Here is a 20,301-nt window from a genome sequence, read left to right as displayed (position 1 = left end):
CCATGGACAAGCTACTCGCCCTCAAGACCCTGCTCGAAGTGTCGGACGCCGGCGGTTTCGCCAAGGCCGCGCAACGGCTCGGCGTCGCCACCTCGTCGGTCACGCGGCTGATGGATGCGCTCGAACAGGACGTGGGCGCCGTGCTGCTCACGCGCACGCCGCGCCGCGTCAGCCTGACCGACGCGGGCGCGACTTATGTCGAGCAGATCGCCAAGGTGCTCGACGATCTCGCGGAAGCCGACGAAAGCGTGCTCGACAGCGGCGCGGAACCGGCGGGCATGTTGCGCATCGCGGTGCCGTCCACCTATAACCGCGTGGTGCTCGCGCCGCATCTGGCCGCGTTTTTGCAAGCGCATCCGCGTATGACGCTCGACGTGGTGGCCGCCGACCGCTATGTCGATCTCGCGCTGGAGCGCATCGATCTCGCGGTGCGCATCGGCCTGCCCGATTCGAATCCGCAACTCGTCGTGAAGACGCTCGCGGAGAATGCGCGCGTCGTGGTGGCAAGCGCGGACTATCTCGATCGTGAGGGCGTACCCGACGAGCCCGCCGGACTCGCGCAGCGCGAATGTCTGCGTGTGAGTTATGGCGGCGGCTATCGTGCGCGCCAGATCTGGACTTTCACGCGCGGCGAGACGCAGGAGCCGGTGAACGTGCGCGGCCGCCTCGTCTCGGACAGCATCGACATGCTGTTCGCCGCCGTGCTCGCGGGGCAGGGCTTCGCGCTGCTGCCCGAATGGCTCGTGTGCGAGCCGATCGCTGCCGGTCGGCTCGTGCGCGTGTTCGACGGATGGCAGGTGAGTCCGCAAGGCGGTGATGCGGTCGTGCATGCCGCGTATCTGCCGAATCGGCGTCACTCCACGAAGGTGCGCGCGCTGCTGCGCTTTCTCGAAGCACACCTGAACGTGCGCTGACTCCGTCGCGCGTGAACGCACGCGCGGCACGTCTTTTCTCCCTCCGATTCACCCTCCGATTCCTCGAAACATCGCGGCCCCGCCTGGGCCGCCGATGCCGCTCGTCCGTTTTCCGTCCAACCGTGCGTTTCTGAATTCAGGACTTTTCAGATCGCGACAAGGACTTTGCAGGTCCGTCTCCGTAATCTGCGCTCACGCATGCGGCGCCCACTTCATCACTTCTCGCTCGCCGCACTGCGCTTCAACGACACGCCGACACGCGCAACCTCATCGCCCCTGCACACGCAGCGATGCAACGACGGAGATCCAGCATGAACACGCAGCAAATCGACACGACCATTCCTTCGGCCTCGCGTCGCCGGATGCTTTCGGCCAGCGCGGGCATGGCCGGCGCCATGGCCGCCATGTCGAGCCTGGCCGCGAACGCAGCCACCCCGGCAGGCGCCGCGCCCCACGCGCACGGCACGGGCCACCATCACGGCGGCGGCTACGTGAGCGCGAAGGACGGCACGCAGATCTACTTCAAGGACTGGGGCACGGGCACGCCGGTGGTGTTCTCGCACGGCTGGCCGCTGTGCGCCGATGCGTGGGACGCGCAGATGCTGTTCCTCGTGAACCAGGGCTATCGCGTGATCGCGCACGACCGCCGCGGTCATGGCCGCTCGGGCCAGCCGTCCGAGGGCAACGACATGGACACCTACGCCGACGATCTGGCCGCCGTGCTCGACGCGCTCGACGTGAAGGGCGCGATGCTCGTGGGCCATTCCACGGGCGGCGGCGAAGTGGCGCATTACATCGGCCGTCACGGTGAAAAGCGCGTGGCCAAGGCCGTGCTGATCGGCGCGGTGCCGCCGCAAATGGTCAAGTCGCCGACCAACCCGAACGGCCTGCCGATGCAGGTGTTCGACAACATCCGCGCGGGCGTCGCCGCGAACCGTTCGCAGTTCTATCTGGATCTGGCGCTGCCGTTCTACGGCTTCAACCGCCCGAACGCGAAGGTCTCGCAAGGTCTGGTGCAGGACTTCTGGCGTCAGGGCATGGCCGGTTCGATCAAAGGCCAGTACGAGTGCATCAAGCAGTTCTCGGAAGTCGATTACACCGACGACCTGAAGAAGATCAGCGTGCCCACGCTGATCCTGCACGGCGACGACGACCAGATCGTGCCGATCGACGACTCGGCGAAGCTCTCGGCGAAGATCGTCAAGAACGCCACGCTGAAGATCTACGAAGGCGCGCCGCACGGCATGTGCAGCACGCACGTCGACAAGGTCAACGCCGATCTGCTGGCTTTCCTGAAGTCGTAAGCGATCCTGAGCGATTCAGGACATTTCAGATACGGACAAGGACACGGCGGCGCGTGAGCCCTAATCTCACCGTCGCCGACTCAACCTCTACACGGAGCCTCTCATGGCAAAAGAACTGTTGACCCCCGACACCTGCGCGCTCGCGCTGATCGACCACCAGCCGCAGATGTTCTTCGGCACGCATTCGCACGAGCGCACCACGGTGCTGCACAACGTGCAGATCCTCGCGAAAGCCGCGAAGCTCTTCAAGGTGCCGACGGTCCTCACGACCATCGCCGCCGACTCGTTCAGCGGCCATCTGCTGCCGGAAGTTCAAGCCGTGTTTCCGCAGCAAAAGCCCATCGACCGCACGTCGATGAACTCGTGGGAAGACGCGGGCTTCCGCGAAGCGATCAAGGCTACGGGCCGCAAGAAGATCGTCATCGCCGGTCTGTGGACCGAAGTCTGCGTGACGTTCCCGACGATCCAGATGCTCAACGAAGGCTTCGAGATCTACGTGCCGACCGACGCGTGCGGCGACATCACGGAAGAAGCGCACGAGCGCGCCGTGCAGCGCATCGTTCAGGCGGGCGCAGTGCCGATGAACTCGCTGCAATTCATGTGCGAACTGCAACGCGACTGGGCGCGCGGCGAGACCTACGAAGGCTGCATGGACATCTTCAAGGCGCACAGCGCCTACGGCATCGGCGTGCGTTACGCCAAGCAGATCCTCGGCGAGCACGCGAGCGAGGCGGGCTGAAGCTGAACGCTCGCGCTTGCGCGAGCCCTCGCTGGATGAAGCGCGCGAAGCGGCCTGAAAAAAACTGAAGGCCGGCTTCGCGCGCGCAGCAGCACACCGAATTAGCCGCATCAATCCATCGCATCGAGAACACAGGAGAGCGTCGATGAGCGCACCCGATCAACCTGCCCGCGTCGCCGACCTGGTGATCTACAACGGCAAGATTGCAACCCAGGACGAGCGCCGCTCGTTCGTCACCGCGCTGGCCGTATCGAACGGCAAGGTCGTGGCGACCGGCACCGAGCGCGACGTCATGCAATGGGCGCGCGACGACGCCCGCCGCATCGACCTGAACGGCCGCACCGTGATTCCGGGTCTCAACGACTCGCATCTGCACGTGATTCGCGGCGGTCTGAACTTCAACATGGAATTGCGCTGGGACGGCGTGCCGTCGCTGGCCGATGCGCTCAACATGCTGCGCGAGCAGGTCGCGCGCACGCCCGCGCCGCAATGGGTGCGCGTGGTGGGCGGCTGGAACGAATTCCAGTTCGCGGAAAAGCGCGGCCCGACGCTCGAAGAAATCAACGCGATCGCGCCCGACACGCCGGTCTTCATCCTGCACCTCTACGACAGCGCGCTGCTCAACGCGGCGGCGCTGCGCGCGGTGGGCTACGACCGCGACACGCCCAATCCGCCGGGCGGCGAAATCCAGCGCGACCGGCGCGGCAATCCCACCGGCATGCTGATCGCGCGTCCGAACGCGGGCCTGCTTTACGCCACGCTCGCGAAAGGTCCGAAGCTCGCACTCGACGACCAGATGAATTCTTCGCGCCAGTTCATGCGCGAACTGAATCGCCTCGGCGTAACGAGCGCCATCGACGCGGGCGGCGGTTATCAGGCCTATCCCGACGATTACGCCGTCATCATGGAACTGGCGAAGCGCGATCAGCTGAGCATCCGCATCGCGTACAACCTGTTCACGCAGAACGCCAAGCGCGAGGTGGAAGACTTCGCGAAGTGGGTGAAGGCCACGCGTCCCGGCGACGGCGACGACTTCCTCAAGGTCAACGGCGCGGGCGAAATGCTGGTGTTCTCGGCCGCCGACTTCGAGGACTTCCTGGAGCCGCGTCCCGACCTGCCCGAAGGCATGGAGAAGGAACTCGAAGACGTCGTGCGCCTGCTGGTGCAGAACCGCTGGCCGTGGCGTCTGCACGCGACCTACGACGAATCGATCGACCGCTTCCTGAACGTGTTCGAGCGTGTGAACGCCGACACGCCGTTCAACGGCCTGCGCTGGTTCTTCGATCACTGCGAGACGATTTCCGAACGCAATATCGAGCGTATCGCGGCGCTCGGCGGCGGCATCGCCGTGCAGCATCGCATGGCGTATCAGGGCGAATACTTCATCGCGCGCTACGGTGCCGAAGCCGCCGCGCAGACGCCGCCCGTGCGCAAGATGCTCGAAGCGGGCCTGCCCGTGGGCGCTGGCACCGACGCCACGCGCGTCGCGAGCTACAACCCGTTCGTTTCGCTCTACTGGCTGGCTTCGGGCCGCACCGTGGGCGGCACGCCGATGTACGCGCAACGCGACCGTCTCGACCGCATGGAAGCGCTGCGCCGCTACACCGTGGGCAGCGCGTGGTTCTCGAACGACGAGACGAAGAAGGGCGCGCTCGTGCCGGGCCAGTACGCCGACTTCGCCGTGCTCAGCGACGACTTCTTCACGATCGAGGAAGAGTCGATCAAGCATCTGACTTCGGTGCTGACCGTGGTGAACGGCCGCGTGGTCTACGCCGTTGAGGAATTCGATACGCTCGCACCGCCCGCGCTGCCGGTGAGCCCGACGTGGTCGCCGGTCGCGGAGTTCGGCGGCTATGCGCGCTATCGGCCGGTGGTCGCAAATTCAGTCGCCAATTCGGTGGCGAATTCCGCGAACGCGGCCACGCTCGCGCAATCGTGCAGCGACGCCTGCGTGAATCTGTGCGGCGTGCATCAGCACGCACACGGCCGCGCGTGGCGCAGCAACGCGCCGGTCTCGGACCAGAACGGTTTCTGGGGCGCGCTCGGCTGTAGCTGCTTCGCGTTCTGAACGGGAGCGCGCCGCCATGAAACGCATCGATACCACCGACGCCGCGCTGCTGTTCCTGCGCGTGGCCGCGAGCCTGCTCGTGCTGTTCGTGCATGGTTTGCCGAAGGCGCTGCACGTGCATGCGCAACTGGGCGCGATCGAAGATCCGCTGCATCTGGGCAGCGGCTTCACGCTCGCCTTTGCGATCTTCGCCGAAGTCGTGTGCCCCGTGCTGATGATCCTCGGCCTCTACACGCGGCTTGCGTCGGTGCCGATTCTCGTCGTCACGCTGGTCGCGCTCGGGCTCGTGCATCCCGACTGGACGCTCGAACAAGGGCAGTTCGCGTGGATGCTGCTGATCCTGTTCGGCACCGTGGCGATCGGCGGCGCGGGCCGTTTCCGGCTGAAGGGGCCGCTCGCCGCGCGGACGCATCGCGCCTGATGGCGGCGCGCGTGAGCGCTCGCCATCGACAATCAATCAGAACAAGAGACGGGAAACGGGGCATGCGAACAGCGTCATGGAGGGCGGGCGGAGAAGTGGCGGGCGTGCATATTCCGTGCACGCCGGTCGCCATCGCCGCAGCGGAGAGCGCGCACGCGGCGCTGCCGCCCGTCCTGCTCGGTCACGCGAGCCGCGTGTTCGTATTCGCGGCGCTCAACGCGCGGCGCGGCGGGCTCGCCTGCGACGAGGGCACGCTCTACGTCAGTTCGATGTACGCGAACATGGGTTTGAGCGCAGCCTACGCGCATTCGACGGCGCGCTACGAACTCGACAGCGCCGATGCCGCGCGCCGCCTGTTGCGTCACTACGGCGCGAGCGTGCGCGATCAGGACGAGGCGTGGCTCGCGATCGCGCTGCACACCACGCCGGGCGTGCCCGCGCGTGTTTCGCCGCTCGCGGAGGTGCTCGCGGCGGCGGTGCGCACGGATCTCGTCGCGGCGCAGTTCGACGATTACACGTGCGGCGAGCGCTCGGGCGTGCTGGCCGCGTATCCGCGCGGCAAGGGCTTCGAGGAAGAGATCATTGGCGCGATTGGGCGCGGCGTGGCGCACCGGCCGCACACGACTTTCGGCACCGCGAGCGCCGACGTGCTCGACCGCGTCGACCCCGACTATTGCCGCACGAATTTTTGCGGGCAGATTCTGGGCTCGCGCTGGCGAAACGCACACGCAGCGGATGGGCGCGTGCGCCTTCATTCCCGGTAAGCGCGCCGCGCCGTTGCGGGTCGGTGCAGCAGCACAGCAAGGAGAAGCAATCATGTCGTATCTGATTTCGTTGGGAGCGGGCCTCGTGGTCGGTCTCCTCTATTACTTTTCGCGGGTGCAGTCGCCCGCGCCGCCGCTGATCGCGCTCGCGGGCCTGCTCGGCATCGTGATCGGCGAGCACGCGATTCCGTTCGTGCAGGCGCAACTGAAACAGCCCGTGGCGCAGACGCAATCGCAGACGCAATCACAATCGCAGCCAGTCAACCCGACCACCACCGTCGCCACGGCGCAAACGTCATGCAGCAACGAGCCTTGAATCCCGCCGCCATGCTCGCGCCGTTGCGCGGCGAGAATGTCGCGCTCGCCTTCGTCGCGGGCTATGTCGATACGCTCGGCTTCGTCGCGCTGTTCGGGCTGTTCACAGCGCACGTCACCGGCAATTTCATTCTGATCGGCTCGGGGCTCGCGGGCGCGGGCAGCGGGCTGCTGATCAAGTGGCTCGCGTTTCCGGCCTTTATTGCGGGCATCGTGGCGGCGCGCGTGCTCGACAACGCGCTGCGCGATGCGGCGCACGGCACGCGCGCGGGCGGCCTGTACACCTTGCAGATCGCGCTGCTCGCCGCGTTCATGATCGCGGGCGTGCTGGCCGCGCCGATCACGAATGCGGACGCGCCGCTCACGATCGTCTGCGGCCTGCTCGGCGCGGCGGGCATGGGCGTGCAGAACGCGCATGCGCGGCTCGCGTCGCGCAGCGTGGTCGCCAACACGGTGATGACCGGCAACGTCACGCAGGCCGTGATCGACGTATTCGATCTGCTGTTTCCGGGCCGCGCGCAGGTGGATCGCGCCGACACGCGCGAGCGGCTCGCCCGCACGCTGCCGCCGGTGCTCGCGTTCGCGCTGGGCGCGGGCGGCGGAGCGCTCGGCTGGCTCAGCGCCTCGTTCTGGGCGCTGATCGTGCCGCTCGCGCTGCTCGCCGCGCTGGCCGCCTCGGCGTGGCGCGCGGAGCCTGTCGAATCCGCCGCCTGACTCTCTACGTCTTATCGTTTCGCTTTTTCATCAGGAGCACTACGTGAATCTTTCCGCATTTCAACGACCCCTGCGCACGCTCGTCGTCGCGCTTGCGGCGCTGGGCGTCATGCTGCCCGCGTCGAGCGCCTTCGCCGACGACGCGCAATATCCGCAATCCGCGCAAGCCGCGCAGTCGCCGGTCGTCTCGGTCGGTCCGCAATACGACACCACGCACGTCTACGTCGCCAACGACGACATCGACGCGTTCGTGAACAGTTTCCTCGCGACCTTCGGCGGCAAGGCGTCGCCGCGCGCCGTCTTCACGGTCACGCCGACGCCGAGCAAGACCGCGTCGCAATACGTGCAGACGCCGGTCGGCATGCTCTCGGTGTTCGCGTTCCAGACGCCGGTTCCCTACCCGTTCGGCAACGAGCGCACCGGCTATCTGGTCACCGATATCGACAAGGCCGTGCGCGCCGCACGCGCGGCGGGCGCCGACGTGCTGGTCGAATCGTTCGACGATCCGATCGGCAAGGACGCCGTCATCCAGTGGCCTGGCGGTCTGACGATGCAGCTTTACTGGCACACGAAAGCGCCGTCGTATGCGCCGCTCGAATACGTGCCGGACAACCGCGTGTATGTTTCGAAGTACGAAGCGCAGAACTTCATCAAGCGATTCCTGCGCTTCTCGCACGGCAAGATCATCTCCGATAACCATCGCGCGGACGGCGGCGAGATCGGCAAGCCGGGCGAAACGATTCGCCGCGTGCGTCTGCAATCGGGCTTCGGCAACATGCTCGTGTTCGTGACGGACGGCAAGCTGCCGTTCCCGTATGGCCGCGAAACCACCGGCTACGACGTGCCCGATCTGGACGCCACGCTCGCCAAGGCGCAGGCCGCCGGCGTGAAGGTGCTGGTGCCCGTCGCGCAGAACGTGGAAGGGCGCACGGCGATGGTCGAGTTCCCCGGCGGCTACGTGGCCGAACTGCATCAACGCGCGAAGTAAGCAGCATGCGCACGAGCAAGAGATCGCGCCGCGAGGCGCAGGGATGGCGGCGCGCGGCGCTCGCGGGTGCCGCGTTCGCCGGGCTGCACGCGGGCGCGGCGAATGCGGCGAGTACGGCGAGTACGGACGCGCAGGCGGCTTCTGCTTCTGCATCGGCTTCGACCGCTGCGGCCTGCAACGCGCAGCGCCCGATCCCGTCGTTCAACCGCTGGCAGGAAGACTGGGGCGCGCTCGCGAATCCGTGCGTGCCGCGCAAGCCGCTCGATGCGCTCAAGTACATTCCGCTGTCGAGCGACCCGTCGTGGTATCTCTCGCTCGGCGCGAATCTGCGCGAGCGCTTCGAACTGAACAACACGCCGCTGTTCGGCCTCGGTGCGAACAAACCGGATAGCTGGCTGATCCAGCGCGCCGAAGTGCATGCCGATGCGCGTTTCGGCGAACACGTCCAGGCGTTTTTTCAGCTTGAAGACGCGCGTCCCTATGGTAAGGACTCCGTCACGCCCGTCGACAAGAACCCGCTCGACATCGAACAGGCGTTCGTCGCGTTCGTCTACGGCGTGGGCGGCGGCACGTTCAAGGCGCGCGTCGGGCGTCAGGAAATGGCGTTCGACTTGCAGCGCTTCGTGTCCGTGCGCGACGGCCCGAACGTGCGCCAGGCCTTCGACGCGCTCTGGGCCGACTACGAGATCGGCAAATGGCGCTTCATCGGCTATCTGACGCAGCCGGTGCAGTATCGCGACGATTCGACTTTCGACGATGTCTCCAACGGTCATCTGACTTTCGACGGCGTGCGTGTCGAGCGCGCGAGTCTCGGTCCCGGCGATCTCTCGGCGTACTGGTCGCGCTACGAGCGCGACAACGCGCGCTTCATCGACGCGAGCGGCAACGAGCGGCGCGATGTGTTCGATGCGCGCTACGCGGGCAAATCGGCGCCATTCGACTGGGACGTGGAAACGATGTTCCAGACCGGTCACGTGGGCGCGAGCGCGGTCAGCGCGTGGGCGTTCGGCGCGCTGGGCGGCTATACGCTCGCGGCGCTGCCGGGCACGCCGCGCGTGGGCTTGCAGGTCGATGGCGCATCCGGCGACCGGCATCCCGGCGACGGCCACGTGGGCACGTTCAATCCGCTGTTTCCGAACGGCTATTACTTCACGCTCGCGGGCTACACCGGCTATAGCAACCTGATTCATGTGAAGCCTTCGCTGACCTTCAAGATCACGCCGAAGCTCACGCTGCTGACCGCGCTCGGTTTCCAGTGGCGCGAAACGACTGCCGACGCGGTCTACGGTCAGGGCATGGCGACGGTGCCGGGCACGGCGGGCAAGGGCAATAGCTGGACCGGCATGTATGCGCAGGTGCGCGCGGACTGGATCGTCAACGACAACGTGGCGCTCGCGCTCGAAGCCGTGCATTTCAACGTAGGCGATTCGCTGCGCGCCTTGGGCGCGCGCAATGCCGATTATGTCGGCGTCGAAGCGAAATTCGGCTGGTGACGGATTGACGATGGAACCGTTGAGCGTAATGAAAACAGGGGAACGAGATGGTCATGTCGACGCATAATCTCGAAGTCGCGCGGCTGTCCGCCGCCGCGCGCGCAAACGCCGATGACGCACGCGTCTGGCGCTGGTACGCCGATCTGATGGAGGACGACCGCGTGCGCTGCACGCGCACGCGTCAGGGCTGGCAGATTACGGTCGATAACCGTTGCACGGTCGAGGACGAATCGTTCGATTGCGCCGTGCGCCGCGCGGAGCAGGCGTGGAGCGGCATCGCGCAGACGCAGGTGAAACTGCACCGCCGCCGCAAGAGCGCGCCGAAGACGAGCGCGCTCGTGCTGCCGCAATTCTGGTGAGGCGGCGTCGTTAATGCGTCAATGCGTTAATGCTTTGGTGCGTTAGCGCATTAACGCGCGCCCGCGTCGCGCAGCATGCGCCCGAAGGCGTCGATGATCCGCTCGATGGTGTGGTTCTTGTGCGCGAACGGGCCGTGCGGCGTTTCGCGATGCGCGAGCATGGTCGCGTTCGCTTCGAACACGAGCACGCGTCCATCGGCCGTGAGCGTGAAATCGACACCGCCATAAGCGAGCCCGAGCCGCTCGCCGATCGCGCGGATCGCGTCGTTCGCGCGCTCGCCGAGCGCTGCGCGCGGGTCGGCGAGAAAGTGCTGTTCCTCGTTGAGCTTCCACGGATTCCCGGCCATTTCGGCGGAAAAGTAGTGGACCATCCAGTGACGCGAAATGGCGAGATGGTAGGGATACGGCTCGCCTGCCACGAATAGCGTGCGGTATTTGCGGTAATGCCCGTCGGCGGCGCGGAAATCGTGAAAGGCCGTGAGATAGCAGGGCGCATCGACATCGGCGAGCGCATGCCACAGCGACTCGATCGACGCGTGCAGCGTCACGCCTTCGCCGCCGTGCGCGGCGAGCGGGCGCAGCAAGAGCGGTAGCGTGAGCTTCGCTTGCGCGAGGTGCGCCGCGAGTTCATCCACGTTCGACGGGCGTTCATCGAAGCGCACGCAGCGCGGCACGATCACATCGGGCACGCCGTCGAGCAACGTCTCCAGCCGATGACGATGCGTGCGCCCAATCGCTTCCGGCGCATTGAGCAGCGGCCGTTCGCAACGCGCCGCGAAACGCGTGAGACGCGCGGCGAGTTCGGGCGTGCGTGCGGCCACGTCGGCGTCGCCGATGCCATTGAACACCACGTCATGCGGCGGCAACTGCGCGTCTTCCGCTTCGTCGGCGCAATCGATCGCGTAGCGGATGCGCGTGGTCGTTTGCGCGTCGAGCAGCGCGTCGATCGGCACGTTGCCGGTGCCTTGGCCCACGCCCAATATCAGCACGCGCAATTGCTCCGCCCTGATCGCCGGATCGACGAACACGCGTTGCAGCCGATACGCGCGTTCGCGATGCACGCGCGCTTCATCGGCGAGTCCTTCGCGGTCGAGCGTCGCGGCCAGATTCTGATGCGCGATGGCGAGCGCAGGATCGACTCGCAGCGCATGCCGGTACCAGCGGATCGCGTCCTTGCGCCGTCCGTTCATCGCGTAGACCGTCGCGATGTTGTAGAGCACCAGGGCGTGCTGATCCGTGGGCTGATCGCCGTGCGTCGCACCGAGGAGGCCAAAGGCCGCGAGCGCCAGTTCATGCGCCGCGCTGCCCGCGAGATCGTGCGCCGCGCGCAGGGCCGCGAGCATGCGCGTATGCAGGCCGATATCGAGCGGCGCGGCGTCGAGCGCTTGCGAGAGCGCTTCAATCGAATCCGCTTCCGTCGCGATGAGCACATCAGCCATGACGCGCTCCGAATTCGCGCAGCGCGTCGCAAAGCGTTTCGACCGCTTCCAGCGTGACCGCGTTGTAGATCGACGCGCGCAGTCCGCCAATCGAGCGATGGCCTTCCAGTCCCACCATGCCGCGTTCGCCCGCGAAGTCGAGGAACGCGCGATCGAGACGCGCATCGCGGAACGTGAAGGCCGCGTTCATCTGCGAACGCCACGGCTTGAGCGCGTGCACGTCGACCACGTCGTGCATTGCGTCGAGCGTGTCGTAGAGCCGCGTCGACTTCGCCTCGTTGATGCGCTGCATCGCATCGAGTCCGCCAACGGTCTCGCGCAGCCAGCGCGTGACCAGCGTGAGCACGTAGATCGCGAACACGGGCGGCGTGTTGTAGTTCGAGCGATGCTCGATCTGCGTGCGCAAGTCGAGAATCTGCGGCAGGCCGTCGGGAATGCGCGCGAGCAGTTCGCGGTCGATCAGCGCGACCGTCACGCCTGCCGGGCCGAGATTCTTTTGCGCGTGCGCGTAGATCATGCCGTAGCGCCCCGCGTCGATGGGACGCGAGAGAAAGTCCGACGACATATCGGCGATCAGTGGCACGCGCGGCGTGGTGTCGGGCGCGGCGAACTGCAAGCCTTCGACGGTTTCGTTCGACACGTAATGCAGATACGCGGCGCTCGGCGCGACGGCGAGCCGGTCGAGCGACGGCAACTCGCGAAAGCTCGACGGCGCGCCGTCCCACACCACGCGGCACGCGCCTACGCGCTTCGCTTCGCTGCTCGCGCGGCGGCTCCAGTAGCCGGAATTGACGTAGTCGGGCGGCGCGAACGCGCGCGTCGCGAAGTTCAGCGGAATCGTCGCGAACAGCAGGCTGCTGCCGCCTTGCAGAAACGAGATCTCGTAGCGGTCGGGCAAACCGAGCAGGGCGCGCAGATTGCGTTCGGCTTCGTCGACGATCTGCACGAACCAGTCCGAGCGATGGCTCATGCCGAGCACGGACAGGCCCGTTTCGGGCAAGGCGGCGATGGCGGTCTGCGTGGCGTCGAGCACGGCGGCCGGCAAGGCGCCGGGACCGCCGGAAAAATTGAGAGCGTTGGACTTCATCGGGCGTCGGGGCGTCGGAGCGTGTGTTCAGCGGCGCGTTAAAGCGCGGAGGTGCGCTTCAGACGCCGGTTTCAGTGACGCTCAAGCCTAACAAGCATGACGCCGCGACGAGGAGCGGAGCAAAGGGGCAAACGTACGCCAATTTCGCGGATGTGGATTTCCGCAGGCTTTCAGTAATATTCAGAACTGTAATCTGAGGCTTTCAGGCGCATTGCACGCATTGCCCGCGTGGCGCCTGAAGCCCGCGCGCGTGCTCAGGCCGTCACGGGTTTCTTCGCGCGCGCCGCCTTGGCCGCGGGTTTGGCCGCCGCCTTCGTTGCAGGCTTCACGTTCGCATCGGCCGCGCCCGTTGTGTGATACGCGTGGCGCAGATGCTCGTGCATGCGCGACGCGGCGGCTTCCATATCGCCCGAGAGAATCGCGTCGATGATCTCGATGTGCTCGTTGCACCACTCGCGAATGCGCTTGCGGTTCACATAGCCCTGAAATTCCAGCAGGCGGCGCAAGCGGTTCTGCTGCTGCATCGACTGATGCATGAACACGTTGCCGCTGTACTCCGCGAGCATTTCGTGAAAGTTCGCGTCGGTGTCGAACACCTGGCGCGGCGTGACGTTTTCACCGCCCAGTTGCGAGAGCAGAAACAGATGCTCGCGCTTGCAGCGCTCCAGCGCCGAGCGGTCGGCGGAGAAGGTGGCGAGCATCAGGCCCGCCGGTTCCATCGTGAGACGGAAGTCGTAACTGCTCTTGAGCGTGAGCGCGGTATCGAGCGACGGCTGAAAGCTCCAGCCATGCCCCTTGTTGCGCACGATGAGGCCGTCTTCGGAGAGCCGCGAGAGCGCGCGCGTCATCGTCATGCGGTCGACGCCGTAGCGCTGGCAGATGTCGGTCTGCGTGAGCGAGGCGGGCAGCGTGCCCGCGAGCCGGTCGGTGACGAGGCGGTTGTACAGGTCTTCGTCGCCCGAGGTGGGCAGTTCGAGTTCGATGCGATGCAGCCCGTCGGCGGGCTTCGCGAGAAAGAAACCGCGGTTCTCGCGCGACTCGATCACGCCGAACGATTCGAGCAGCGCCATGGCCGCGCGCACGGGCGTGCGCGAGACGCCGAGCAGATCCGCGAGCTGTTGCTCACGCAGATGATGCCCGACCTCGAAGTGCGCTTCCTGAATCAAGTCGATGATCTGTTTGGCCAGCACATGGGCGGCTTTGCCCGGGCGCTTGATCATTTCCGCATTCCTCCAATCGATGGCGGAAGAATAACAAAAAATACAAATTCTGGGTGCCACAAAGAGGGCGCAAACATCCTCGCTCGCCAAAAAAAACCATGCAAGAGGGCTTTTTTATCGCTTGACCCGTGTTTTTGTCGTTTGTATAAATTGAGACAATTGAAACAAACGTGATGCAAAGAACGGAGTTTGCGAATGTCTCTATCCCTGTTGTTCGACTACCTCATCTCGGCCGATTTCGTGCGCGGCGCGGCCATGACGCTGGCGATCACCGTCGTTTCCCTGCTGTGCGGGATGCTGATCGGCCTCGTGCTGGCGCTGCTGCAAGGCACGCGCAATCGCGTCGCGCGGACCTTCACGTTCCTCTATCTGTGGCTGTTCCGCGGCACGCCGGTGCTATTCCAGATCATCTTCATCTACAACGTGCTGCCGTCGTTCGGCATCCGCTTCAGCGCCTTCGTGTGCGCCGTGCTCGCGCTCTCGCTCAACGAAGGCGCGTTCATGTCCGAGATCTTCCGCTCGGGCCTGCACGCGGTGAAGCAGGGCCAGCGCACGGCGGGCTTCGCGCTCGGCATGAGCGGCGCGAAGGTGTTCCGCCATATCGTGCTGCCGCAGGCGCTGCGCGTGGTGCTGCCGCCCATCGGCAACCAGATGATCGGCATGCTCAAGCTGAGCGCGCTGGTCTCGGTGATCGCCGTGCAGGAACTGCTGCTCGTCGCGAATCAGGCGGCCAGCGCGAACTTCCGCTATCTGGAGGCGCTGAGCGCCGCCGGCGTCTATTACCTCGCGTTCACGACGCTGTTCATGCTGCTGCAAGGCTGGATGGAGCGCGCGCTGAACCGCCGCCGCAAGACCAGCGTGCGCCGCACGTCCTTCGCCGAACGTCTGCTCGGTGTCTCGCAACCCGTCGTCCGCTAAAGGCTTGTTCATGTCGACCGTACCCGCTTCGCCGCTTCTCAAGATTCACCGCATCGACAAGAGCTATGGCGGCACCCAGGTGCTCAAAAGCTGTTCGCTCGAAGTCGCACCGAAGGAAACCATCGTGATCGTCGGGCCGTCGGGCTCGGGTAAATCCACGCTGCTGCGCTGCGTGAACCTGCTCGAAAGCGTCGACGCCGGCAACATCCTGTTCGAAGGCCGCGACCTCACGCGCGAACTCAAACGCGTGCATCAGGTGCGCCAGCAGATCGGCATGGTGTTCCAGAACTTCGAACTGTTCTCGCATCTTTCGGCGATCGAAAACATCATGCTCGCGCCGATGTCGGTGGCGGGCGTCTCGCGGCTCGACGCGCACGATCTCGCGCTCGCACTGCTCAACAAGGTGCATCTGCGCGAGCGCGCCGATCACTATCCCGACCAGCTTTCGGGCGGTCAGCAGCAGCGCGTGGCGATTGCGCGCGCGCTGGCGATGAAGCCCAAGGTCATGCTCTACGACGAGCCGACGTCGGCGCTCGATCCCGAGATGGTGAGCGAAGTCACCGAGGTGATGGCCGAACTCAGCGCCGAAGGCATGACGAGTCTCGTCGTCACGCACGAGATGGGTTTCGCGCGCCGCGCGGCGGACCGCATCGTTTTCATGGAAGCGGGCGAGGTGATTCTCACCGAGTCCACCGAACAGTTCTTCGGCGGCGCGACGCACGAGCGCGCGCGCCGCTTTCTCGACCAGATCCTGCATTGACCGGAGCCCCCTGCATGTCCGCGATTCTTTCCACGCCGTCTTCCGCTACATCCGCCACACAACCCGATCTCGCGCGCATGAAGCGCGATCTCGCCGCGCTCGTCGGCATCAATACCGAGAACCCGCCGGGGCGCGAGATCGAGGCTGCGCAACTCGTGCATCGTCTGCTTGAGGAAGCGGGCTTCGATCTCTCGCTGAGCGAATACAAGCCGGGCCGCGCCAACGTGATGGCGCGCCTCGAAAACGGGCCGGGCCCGACCTTCGCGTTCAACACGCACCTCGACGTGGTGCCCGCCGGCACGGGCTGGCAGTCCGATCCGTTCGTGCTGCGCGAAGCCGATGGCCGTCTCTACGGACGCGGTTCGTGCGACGCGAAAGGCCCGCTCGCGGCCATGCTCGAAGCGATGCGCATGCTCGCCGCCGACCGCTCGCGCTGGTCGGGCACGCTGCTCGGCGTGTTCACCGCCGACGAGGAAATCGCCAGCGAAGGTGCGAAGTTCTACGCGGCGAGCCGTCCGCATGTCGATTTCGTGGTGGTCGGCGAACCGACTTCGAACGCCACGTTCTCGGCGCACAAGGGCAGTCTGCGTCCGCTCGTGCGCGTGCACGGCGTGACGGCGCATTCGGGTACGCCGCATCTCGGCGACAACGCGATCTATCGCGCGGCGCAACTGCTCAAGCTCGTCGAAGGCCATCACGAAAACGAAGTGCGTTGCCGCTGCCATCCGCTCGTCGGTTCGGCGAGTCTCACGGTCACGCGCGCGTTCGGCGGTCACGCCGATAACGTCGTGCCCGGCGCCTGCGATCTGCTGCTCGATCGCCGCATGGTGCCCGGCGAACTCGAAGAGGACGTCAAGCGCGAAATCGAGCAACTGCTGGAAACGGCGCGCGAACGCTTCGGCGTGCGCGCGGAAGTGCTCGAATACAAGCCGACCACGGGCGGCGCGACCGAAACCGCCGCCGACTCGCGCATCGTGCAGGCGAGCCTCGCCGCGTGCCGCGCGCACGGCAACAGCGAGCCGGGTCCGTTCGGTTTTCAGGGCGGCTGCGATCTCGTGCATTTCCGCAGCGTGGGCGCGGCGGGCGTGGTGATCGGCCCGGGCACGCTCGAAGTCGCGCACAAGCCCGACGAGTTCGTGCCGATCGACGAATTCCTCGCGTCGAGCCTGATCTATCGCGACGTCGCGCTGGACATGCTCAAGGCGGAGCAATGAGCGACGCCGCGCTCGGCGCAATCCACGCGAGCCTGCGCCGCGCGGCGCTGCATTACGGCGGCGGCCTCGTGCTGCATACGGCGTCGTCGGGCAGCGTGGCGAGTCTCGACGCGCTCTATCTGCGGCTCGACGAAGCGGGGCGGTGCGGCACTGGCGAGGTGCGCATCAACTGCGCGTATCTCAACGGTTACACGGCGGAGCAGATCGTCGACGAAGCGCGTACGGCGCTCGCGCAGATCGACTGGTCGCGCGGCGCGCACGCCTTGTTCGCTTCGCTCGGCGAAGTGATCGCGCCTTATAGCGCGCCGGTCCGCACGCTGATCGACAGCGCTTTGCACGACTTGCGCGCGCGTCAACTCGGCATCAGCGTGGCCGCGCTGTATGGCGCGGCGGCGAGCGCGCAGGCGCCGTCGTGGCGCAGCAACCAGACGCTGTTCTGGTCCAGCGACGAGGCCATGCTCGCACGCGCCGCGCAGTATCTCGAACGCGGCTTTCGCGAACTGAAGCTGCGCGTGGGTGTCGCGGATTTCGACGACGACCTGCGCCGCATCGACCTGCTGCATTCGCGTTTCGGCGCACGCATCACGCTCTCCGTCGATGCGAACGGGCAGTGGCGGCCCGAAGATTGCGCGACGCGTTTCGCGGCGCTCGCTGCGCGCGGCGTGGAGTACGTCGAGCAGCCCATCGCGGCCGGCGACTGGGACGCGCTGCGCGACGTCGCGCGAGCGAGCCCGATCACGCTGATGCTCGACGAGAGCCTGCAATCGTCCGCCGATATCGACGCGCTTTGCGCGCTTGCGGGCTTGCCGGTCGCCGCGCATCTGAAGCTGCTCAAGCTCGGCGGCATCGCGGCGACGGTGGCCGCGGCGCGCAAGCTCCAGGCGGCAGGCGTGGCGCTCATGATCGGCCAGATGAACGAAGGCGCGCTTGCCACGGCCGCCGCGCTCCAGGCGTGCAGCGCATGCGGCCCGCGCTGGGCGGAACTCTACGGCGCGGACGGCCTGCTCGACGATCCCGCGCGCGGCATCGTCTACCGCGACGGCGGCGTGAACGTCACCGACCCGCACGGACTGGGCGTGAGCTTCGACGCCGCCCTCACCACGACACTTTGAACGACACAAGGACACACAGCATGCAAGCCAACCAGGGCCCCGCACAGGGCAGCGAATCGGCCTTCACGGCCGCCGAATACGCGCATCGCGTTGCGCGCGCCCGCGAACTGCTCGCGCGCAACCAGATCGACGCGATGGTCGTGACCGGCCCCGAAAACATCTTCTATCTCACGGGCCAGCAGACGCCGGGTTACTACACGTTCCAGGCGCTCGTGCTGCCGGTCGAGGGCGATCCGGTGTTCGTGATTCGCCAGCTCGAATATTTCAACTTCATCGCCAACACATTTATTTCGGATGCCAAGGTTTATGGCGACGGCGACAATCCCGTCGACGTGCTCGTGCGCGTGATCCAGCAGAAGGGTCTCGCGGGCAAGCGCGTGGCGATCGACAAGCGCGGCTGGTTCCTGCCGATTGCGGTCTACGAGGCGCTGGGCGCGAAGCTCGGCACCATCGCCGACGCGGCGGGCGTGGTCGAACAACTGCGCGCGGTGAAGTCGCCCGCCGAAATCGCGAAGCTCGAAAAAGCCGCGAGCTATGTCGATGCGGGCATGCGCGCGGGTCTCGACGCGGTGCATGTGGGCAACACCGAAAACACCCTGGTCGCGGCGATGATGGGCGCGGCCATCGCAGCCGGTTCGGAATACGTGGGCATGGAGCCGCTGGTCTCGGCCGGTCCGCGCACCGGCGTGCCGCACGGCACGTGGCGTCGCCGCGCGCTCGAAGCGAACGCGCCCGCGTTCCTCGAAATGGCCGCGTGCCATGACCGCTATCACGCGGCGCTGATGCGTTCGGCGTGGATCGGCGAAGTGCGCCCCGAAGCGCTCGACATGGAAAAGGTCTGCCAGGAAGCCTTGCAGGCGGCGCTCGACGCCATCGTGCCGGGCGCGCCGTGCGAAGCGCCGCACCTCGCGTGCCAGGCCGTGATCGACCGCGCGGGCTACACCGACAACTTCAAGAAGCGAACCGGCTACTCGGTCGGCATTTCGTTCGCGCCGGACTGGGGCGAAGGCTCGATCCTGAGTCTCTACACGGGCGTGACCACGCCGCTGCGCCCCGGCATGACGTTCCATATTCCGCCCGCGCTGCGCATCTACGGCGAGTTCACCGTGGGCGTGAGCGAAACCGTGGTGGTGACCGAGACCGGTTATCGCGCGCTCGGCCATATCGCGCGCCCGCTGTTGCGCGTCGCGGCCTGATTACGCGCGCGGTTTAGTGCGCAGTCCAAAGTATCAAGAGGTGTCTATGTCTTTTTCCCAACTGGCGCCGCGCATGAGCCGCGTGCGTCCCTCGCCCACGGCCGCGATCTCCGACAAGGTGCGCGAGCTGCTCGCCGCCGGGCAATCCGTCATCAATCTCGGCGAAGGCGAATTGCACTTCGACACGCCCGCGCATATCAAGCGCGCAGGCATCGAAGCCATCGAGCGCGGCGACACGAAATACACCGCCGTGGCGGGCACGAGCGAACTGCTCGCGGCCATCGTCGAGAAGTTCGCGCGCGAGAACGGCGTGCGTTACGGCATGGATGAGGTGATCGCGGGCACGGGCGCGAAGCAGTTGATCTTCAACGCGCTGCTCGCGACGCTCGCGCCCGGCGACGAGGTGCTGATCTGCGCGCCGTACTGGGTGTCGTATCCCGACATGGTGGCGCTCGCTGAAGGCCGCGCGCGCGTGCTGAGCGGCGACCCCGCGAATGGCTGGAAGCTCGACGCGCAGACGCTGCGCGCGGCCATCACGCCGAAAACGCGCTGGCTGATCCTGAACTCGCCGAACAATCCCACGGGCGCGGTTTACACGCGCGAGGAGTTGCGCGCGCTCGCCGACGTGCTGCTCGATCACGAGCACGTGCTGCTGATGGCCGACGACATCTACGAGCACGTGCGTTTCAGCGGCCCGTTCAGCACGCCGGCCGAAGTCGAGCCGCGTCTGCGCGAGCGCACGCTCACGGTGAACGGCGTCTCGAAGGGTTATTCGATGACGGGCTGGCGCATTGGTTACGCGGGCGGCCCGGCGTGGCTCGTGCGCGCGATGCAGATCCTGCAATCGCAAAGCACCTCGAATCCGAGCACGATTTCGCAGGCGGCGACCGTCGCGGCCTTGCGCGGCGGCTTGAGCTTTCTCGACGACTGGCTCGTGGAGCTGCGCGCGAATCGCGATCTCGTGAACGCGACCATCGCGCGCTGCGCGGGGCTGCATTGCGAGCCCGCCGACGGCGCGTTCTATGCGTTCGTGAACTGCGCGGGCCTGATCGGCGCGACCACGCCCGACGGCACGATCCTGCGCGACGATCTCGCGGTGGCGACGTGGCTGCTCGAATCGGCGCATGTGGGCGTGGTGCACGGCAGCGCGTTCGGCGTGGAGGACCACGTGCGCATCGCGTATGCGGTGCCGGTGGAGACGCTGAAGGAAGCGTGCCGCCGGATCGAAGCCGCGTGCGCGACGCTCACGCTCGCGCCGCTGGAAGCGGGCGCATGA

At 66.3% G+C, this 20,301-nt stretch carries 20 protein-coding genes; 17 read left to right on the top strand and 3 right to left on the bottom strand.

The features are described 5' to 3' along the window. Positions 1-2 precede the first annotated feature (2 nt). The 11 genes from LDO54_RS24850 to LDO54_RS24800 all read left to right on the top strand — a co-directional run bounded on the left by LDO54_RS24850 (position 3) and on the right by LDO54_RS24800 (position 10,079). On the top strand, positions 3-914 hold the full coding sequence (locus tag LDO54_RS24850) for a LysR family transcriptional regulator (RefSeq protein ID WP_224013325.1): 912 nt from the start codon (positions 3-5) through the stop codon (positions 912-914). A 311-nt stretch (positions 915-1,225) separates the two neighbouring features. Continuing rightward, positions 1,226-2,218 (top strand): alpha/beta fold hydrolase, encoded by a 993-nt coding sequence (locus LDO54_RS24845; RefSeq protein WP_224013324.1) that lies wholly within the window; start codon positions 1,226-1,228, stop codon positions 2,216-2,218. Positions 2,219-2,321: 103 nt separating this feature from the next. Next, on the top strand, positions 2,322-2,957 hold the full coding sequence (locus LDO54_RS24840) for a hydrolase (protein ID WP_065059686.1): 636 nt from the start codon (positions 2,322-2,324) through the stop codon (positions 2,955-2,957). Between the two features lie 145 nt (positions 2,958-3,102). After that, positions 3,103-5,025 (top strand): amidohydrolase, encoded by a 1,923-nt coding sequence (locus LDO54_RS24835; RefSeq protein ID WP_224013323.1) that lies wholly within the window; start codon positions 3,103-3,105, stop codon positions 5,023-5,025. A 16-nt stretch (positions 5,026-5,041) separates the two neighbouring features. Next, the gene (locus LDO54_RS24830; protein ID WP_224013322.1) at positions 5,042-5,446 is read left to right on the top strand and encodes a DoxX family protein; all 405 of its coding nucleotides are present in this window, start codon (positions 5,042-5,044) and stop codon (positions 5,444-5,446) included. A 62-nt stretch (positions 5,447-5,508) separates the two neighbouring features. Then, positions 5,509-6,210 (top strand): phosphohydrolase, encoded by a 702-nt coding sequence (locus tag LDO54_RS24825; RefSeq protein WP_224013321.1) that lies wholly within the window; start codon positions 5,509-5,511, stop codon positions 6,208-6,210. 52 nt (positions 6,211-6,262) lie between these two features. Then, positions 6,263-6,526, top strand: a complete 264-nt coding sequence (locus LDO54_RS24820) for a DUF1427 family protein (protein ID WP_224013320.1) — start codon at positions 6,263-6,265, stop codon at positions 6,524-6,526. Continuing rightward, positions 6,508-7,239: a YoaK family protein gene (locus LDO54_RS24815; RefSeq protein ID WP_224013319.1), complete on the top strand. Its 732-nt coding sequence runs from the start codon at positions 6,508-6,510 to the stop codon at positions 7,237-7,239. The genes LDO54_RS24820 and LDO54_RS24815 overlap by 19 nt, the downstream gene beginning before the upstream one ends. Positions 7,240-7,282: 43 nt before the next feature. Beyond that, a complete protein-coding gene (locus LDO54_RS24810; RefSeq protein WP_224013318.1) occupies positions 7,283-8,227 on the top strand; it encodes a VOC family protein in 945 nt (314 codons plus the stop codon). Between the two features lie 5 nt (positions 8,228-8,232). Further along, positions 8,233-9,720, top strand: coding sequence for an alginate export family protein (locus tag LDO54_RS24805; protein ID WP_224013317.1), 1,488 nt, complete (start codon positions 8,233-8,235; stop codon positions 9,718-9,720). 53 nt (positions 9,721-9,773) lie between these two features. Then, a complete protein-coding gene (locus tag LDO54_RS24800; protein ID WP_224013316.1) occupies positions 9,774-10,079 on the top strand; it encodes a hypothetical protein in 306 nt (101 codons plus the stop codon). Positions 10,080-10,129: 50 nt separating this feature from the next. Here the strand turns inward: LDO54_RS24800 and LDO54_RS24795 are convergent, their stop codons facing one another. From LDO54_RS24795 to LDO54_RS24785, 3 genes are all read right to left on the bottom strand, one after another. Continuing rightward, the gene (locus tag LDO54_RS24795; protein WP_224013315.1) at positions 10,130-11,518 is read right to left on the bottom strand and encodes a tetratricopeptide repeat protein; all 1,389 of its coding nucleotides are present in this window, start codon (positions 11,516-11,518) and stop codon (positions 10,130-10,132) included. Continuing rightward, entirely contained in the window at positions 11,511-12,605 is a 1,095-nt protein-coding gene (serC, locus tag LDO54_RS24790; protein WP_224013314.1) for a 3-phosphoserine/phosphohydroxythreonine transaminase, read from the bottom strand. Before serC ends, LDO54_RS24795 begins: the two co-directional genes overlap by 8 nt. A gap of 254 nt (positions 12,606-12,859) precedes the next feature. Further along, a complete protein-coding gene (locus LDO54_RS24785; protein ID WP_224013313.1) occupies positions 12,860-13,825 on the bottom strand; it encodes a GntR family transcriptional regulator in 966 nt (321 codons plus the stop codon). 195 nt (positions 13,826-14,020) lie between these two features. Here LDO54_RS24785 and LDO54_RS24780 point away from each other — a divergent pair, with 195 nt between their 5' ends. Genes LDO54_RS24780 through LDO54_RS24755 form a run of 6 tightly spaced genes read left to right on the top strand, consistent with a single transcriptional unit; the run spans position 14,021 to position 20,301 of the window. After that, positions 14,021-14,743, top strand: a complete 723-nt coding sequence (locus tag LDO54_RS24780) for an amino acid ABC transporter permease (RefSeq protein ID WP_224013312.1) — start codon at positions 14,021-14,023, stop codon at positions 14,741-14,743. A 10-nt stretch (positions 14,744-14,753) separates the two neighbouring features. Next, complete coding sequence (locus tag LDO54_RS24775) at positions 14,754-15,503, top strand: amino acid ABC transporter ATP-binding protein (RefSeq protein WP_224013311.1); 750 nt, start codon at positions 14,754-14,756, stop codon at positions 15,501-15,503. Between the two features lie 14 nt (positions 15,504-15,517). Then, positions 15,518-16,717, top strand: coding sequence for a M20 family metallopeptidase (locus tag LDO54_RS24770; RefSeq protein WP_224013310.1), 1,200 nt, complete (start codon positions 15,518-15,520; stop codon positions 16,715-16,717). Further along, positions 16,714-17,829, top strand: a complete 1,116-nt coding sequence (locus LDO54_RS24765; protein ID WP_224013309.1) for a mandelate racemase/muconate lactonizing enzyme family protein — start codon at positions 16,714-16,716, stop codon at positions 17,827-17,829. Before LDO54_RS24770 ends, LDO54_RS24765 begins: the two co-directional genes overlap by 4 nt. Positions 17,830-17,849: 20 nt before the next feature. After that, entirely contained in the window at positions 17,850-19,025 is a 1,176-nt protein-coding gene (locus LDO54_RS24760) for a M24 family metallopeptidase (protein WP_224013308.1), read from the top strand. Between the two features lie 46 nt (positions 19,026-19,071). Further along, positions 19,072-20,301, top strand: a complete 1,230-nt coding sequence (locus tag LDO54_RS24755) for a pyridoxal phosphate-dependent aminotransferase (protein WP_224013307.1) — start codon at positions 19,072-19,074, stop codon at positions 20,299-20,301.

Origin of the sequence: Paraburkholderia tropica (assembly GCF_914484835.1) — a bacterium.
Taxonomy (GTDB): Bacteria; Pseudomonadota; Gammaproteobacteria; order Burkholderiales; family Burkholderiaceae; genus Paraburkholderia; species Paraburkholderia tropica_A.
The sequence above is the reverse complement of the archived record's forward strand: the minus strand, read 5'-3'. Positions and strand labels throughout refer to the sequence as shown.

Coding starts and splice junctions, on each gene's coding strand:
- LDO54_RS24850 (WP_224013325.1), top strand. CDS start 3: ATGGACAAGCTACTCGCCCTCAAGACCCTGCTCGAAGTGTCGGACGCC.
- LDO54_RS24845 (WP_224013324.1), top strand. CDS start 1,226: ATGAACACGCAGCAAATCGACACGACCATTCCTTCGGCCTCGCGTCGC.
- LDO54_RS24840 (WP_065059686.1), top strand. CDS start 2,322: ATGGCAAAAGAACTGTTGACCCCCGACACCTGCGCGCTCGCGCTGATC.
- LDO54_RS24835 (WP_224013323.1), top strand. CDS start 3,103: ATGAGCGCACCCGATCAACCTGCCCGCGTCGCCGACCTGGTGATCTAC.
- LDO54_RS24830 (WP_224013322.1), top strand. CDS start 5,042: ATGAAACGCATCGATACCACCGACGCCGCGCTGCTGTTCCTGCGCGTG.
- LDO54_RS24825 (WP_224013321.1), top strand. CDS start 5,509: ATGCGAACAGCGTCATGGAGGGCGGGCGGAGAAGTGGCGGGCGTGCAT.
- LDO54_RS24820 (WP_224013320.1), top strand. CDS start 6,263: ATGTCGTATCTGATTTCGTTGGGAGCGGGCCTCGTGGTCGGTCTCCTC.
- LDO54_RS24815 (WP_224013319.1), top strand. CDS start 6,508: ATGCAGCAACGAGCCTTGAATCCCGCCGCCATGCTCGCGCCGTTGCGC.
- LDO54_RS24805 (WP_224013317.1), top strand. CDS start 8,233: ATGCGCACGAGCAAGAGATCGCGCCGCGAGGCGCAGGGATGGCGGCGC.
- LDO54_RS24800 (WP_224013316.1), top strand. CDS start 9,774: ATGTCGACGCATAATCTCGAAGTCGCGCGGCTGTCCGCCGCCGCGCGC.
- LDO54_RS24795 (WP_224013315.1), bottom strand. CDS start 11,518: ATGGCTGATGTGCTCATCGCGACGGAAGCGGATTCGATTGAAGCGCTC.
- serC (WP_224013314.1), bottom strand. CDS start 12,605: ATGAAGTCCAACGCTCTCAATTTTTCCGGCGGTCCCGGCGCCTTGCCG.
- LDO54_RS24785 (WP_224013313.1), bottom strand. CDS start 13,825: ATGATCAAGCGCCCGGGCAAAGCCGCCCATGTGCTGGCCAAACAGATC.
- LDO54_RS24780 (WP_224013312.1), top strand. CDS start 14,021: ATGTCTCTATCCCTGTTGTTCGACTACCTCATCTCGGCCGATTTCGTG.
- LDO54_RS24775 (WP_224013311.1), top strand. CDS start 14,754: ATGTCGACCGTACCCGCTTCGCCGCTTCTCAAGATTCACCGCATCGAC.
- LDO54_RS24770 (WP_224013310.1), top strand. CDS start 15,518: ATGTCCGCGATTCTTTCCACGCCGTCTTCCGCTACATCCGCCACACAA.
- LDO54_RS24765 (WP_224013309.1), top strand. CDS start 16,714: ATGAGCGACGCCGCGCTCGGCGCAATCCACGCGAGCCTGCGCCGCGCG.
- LDO54_RS24760 (WP_224013308.1), top strand. CDS start 17,850: ATGCAAGCCAACCAGGGCCCCGCACAGGGCAGCGAATCGGCCTTCACG.
- LDO54_RS24755 (WP_224013307.1), top strand. CDS start 19,072: ATGTCTTTTTCCCAACTGGCGCCGCGCATGAGCCGCGTGCGTCCCTCG.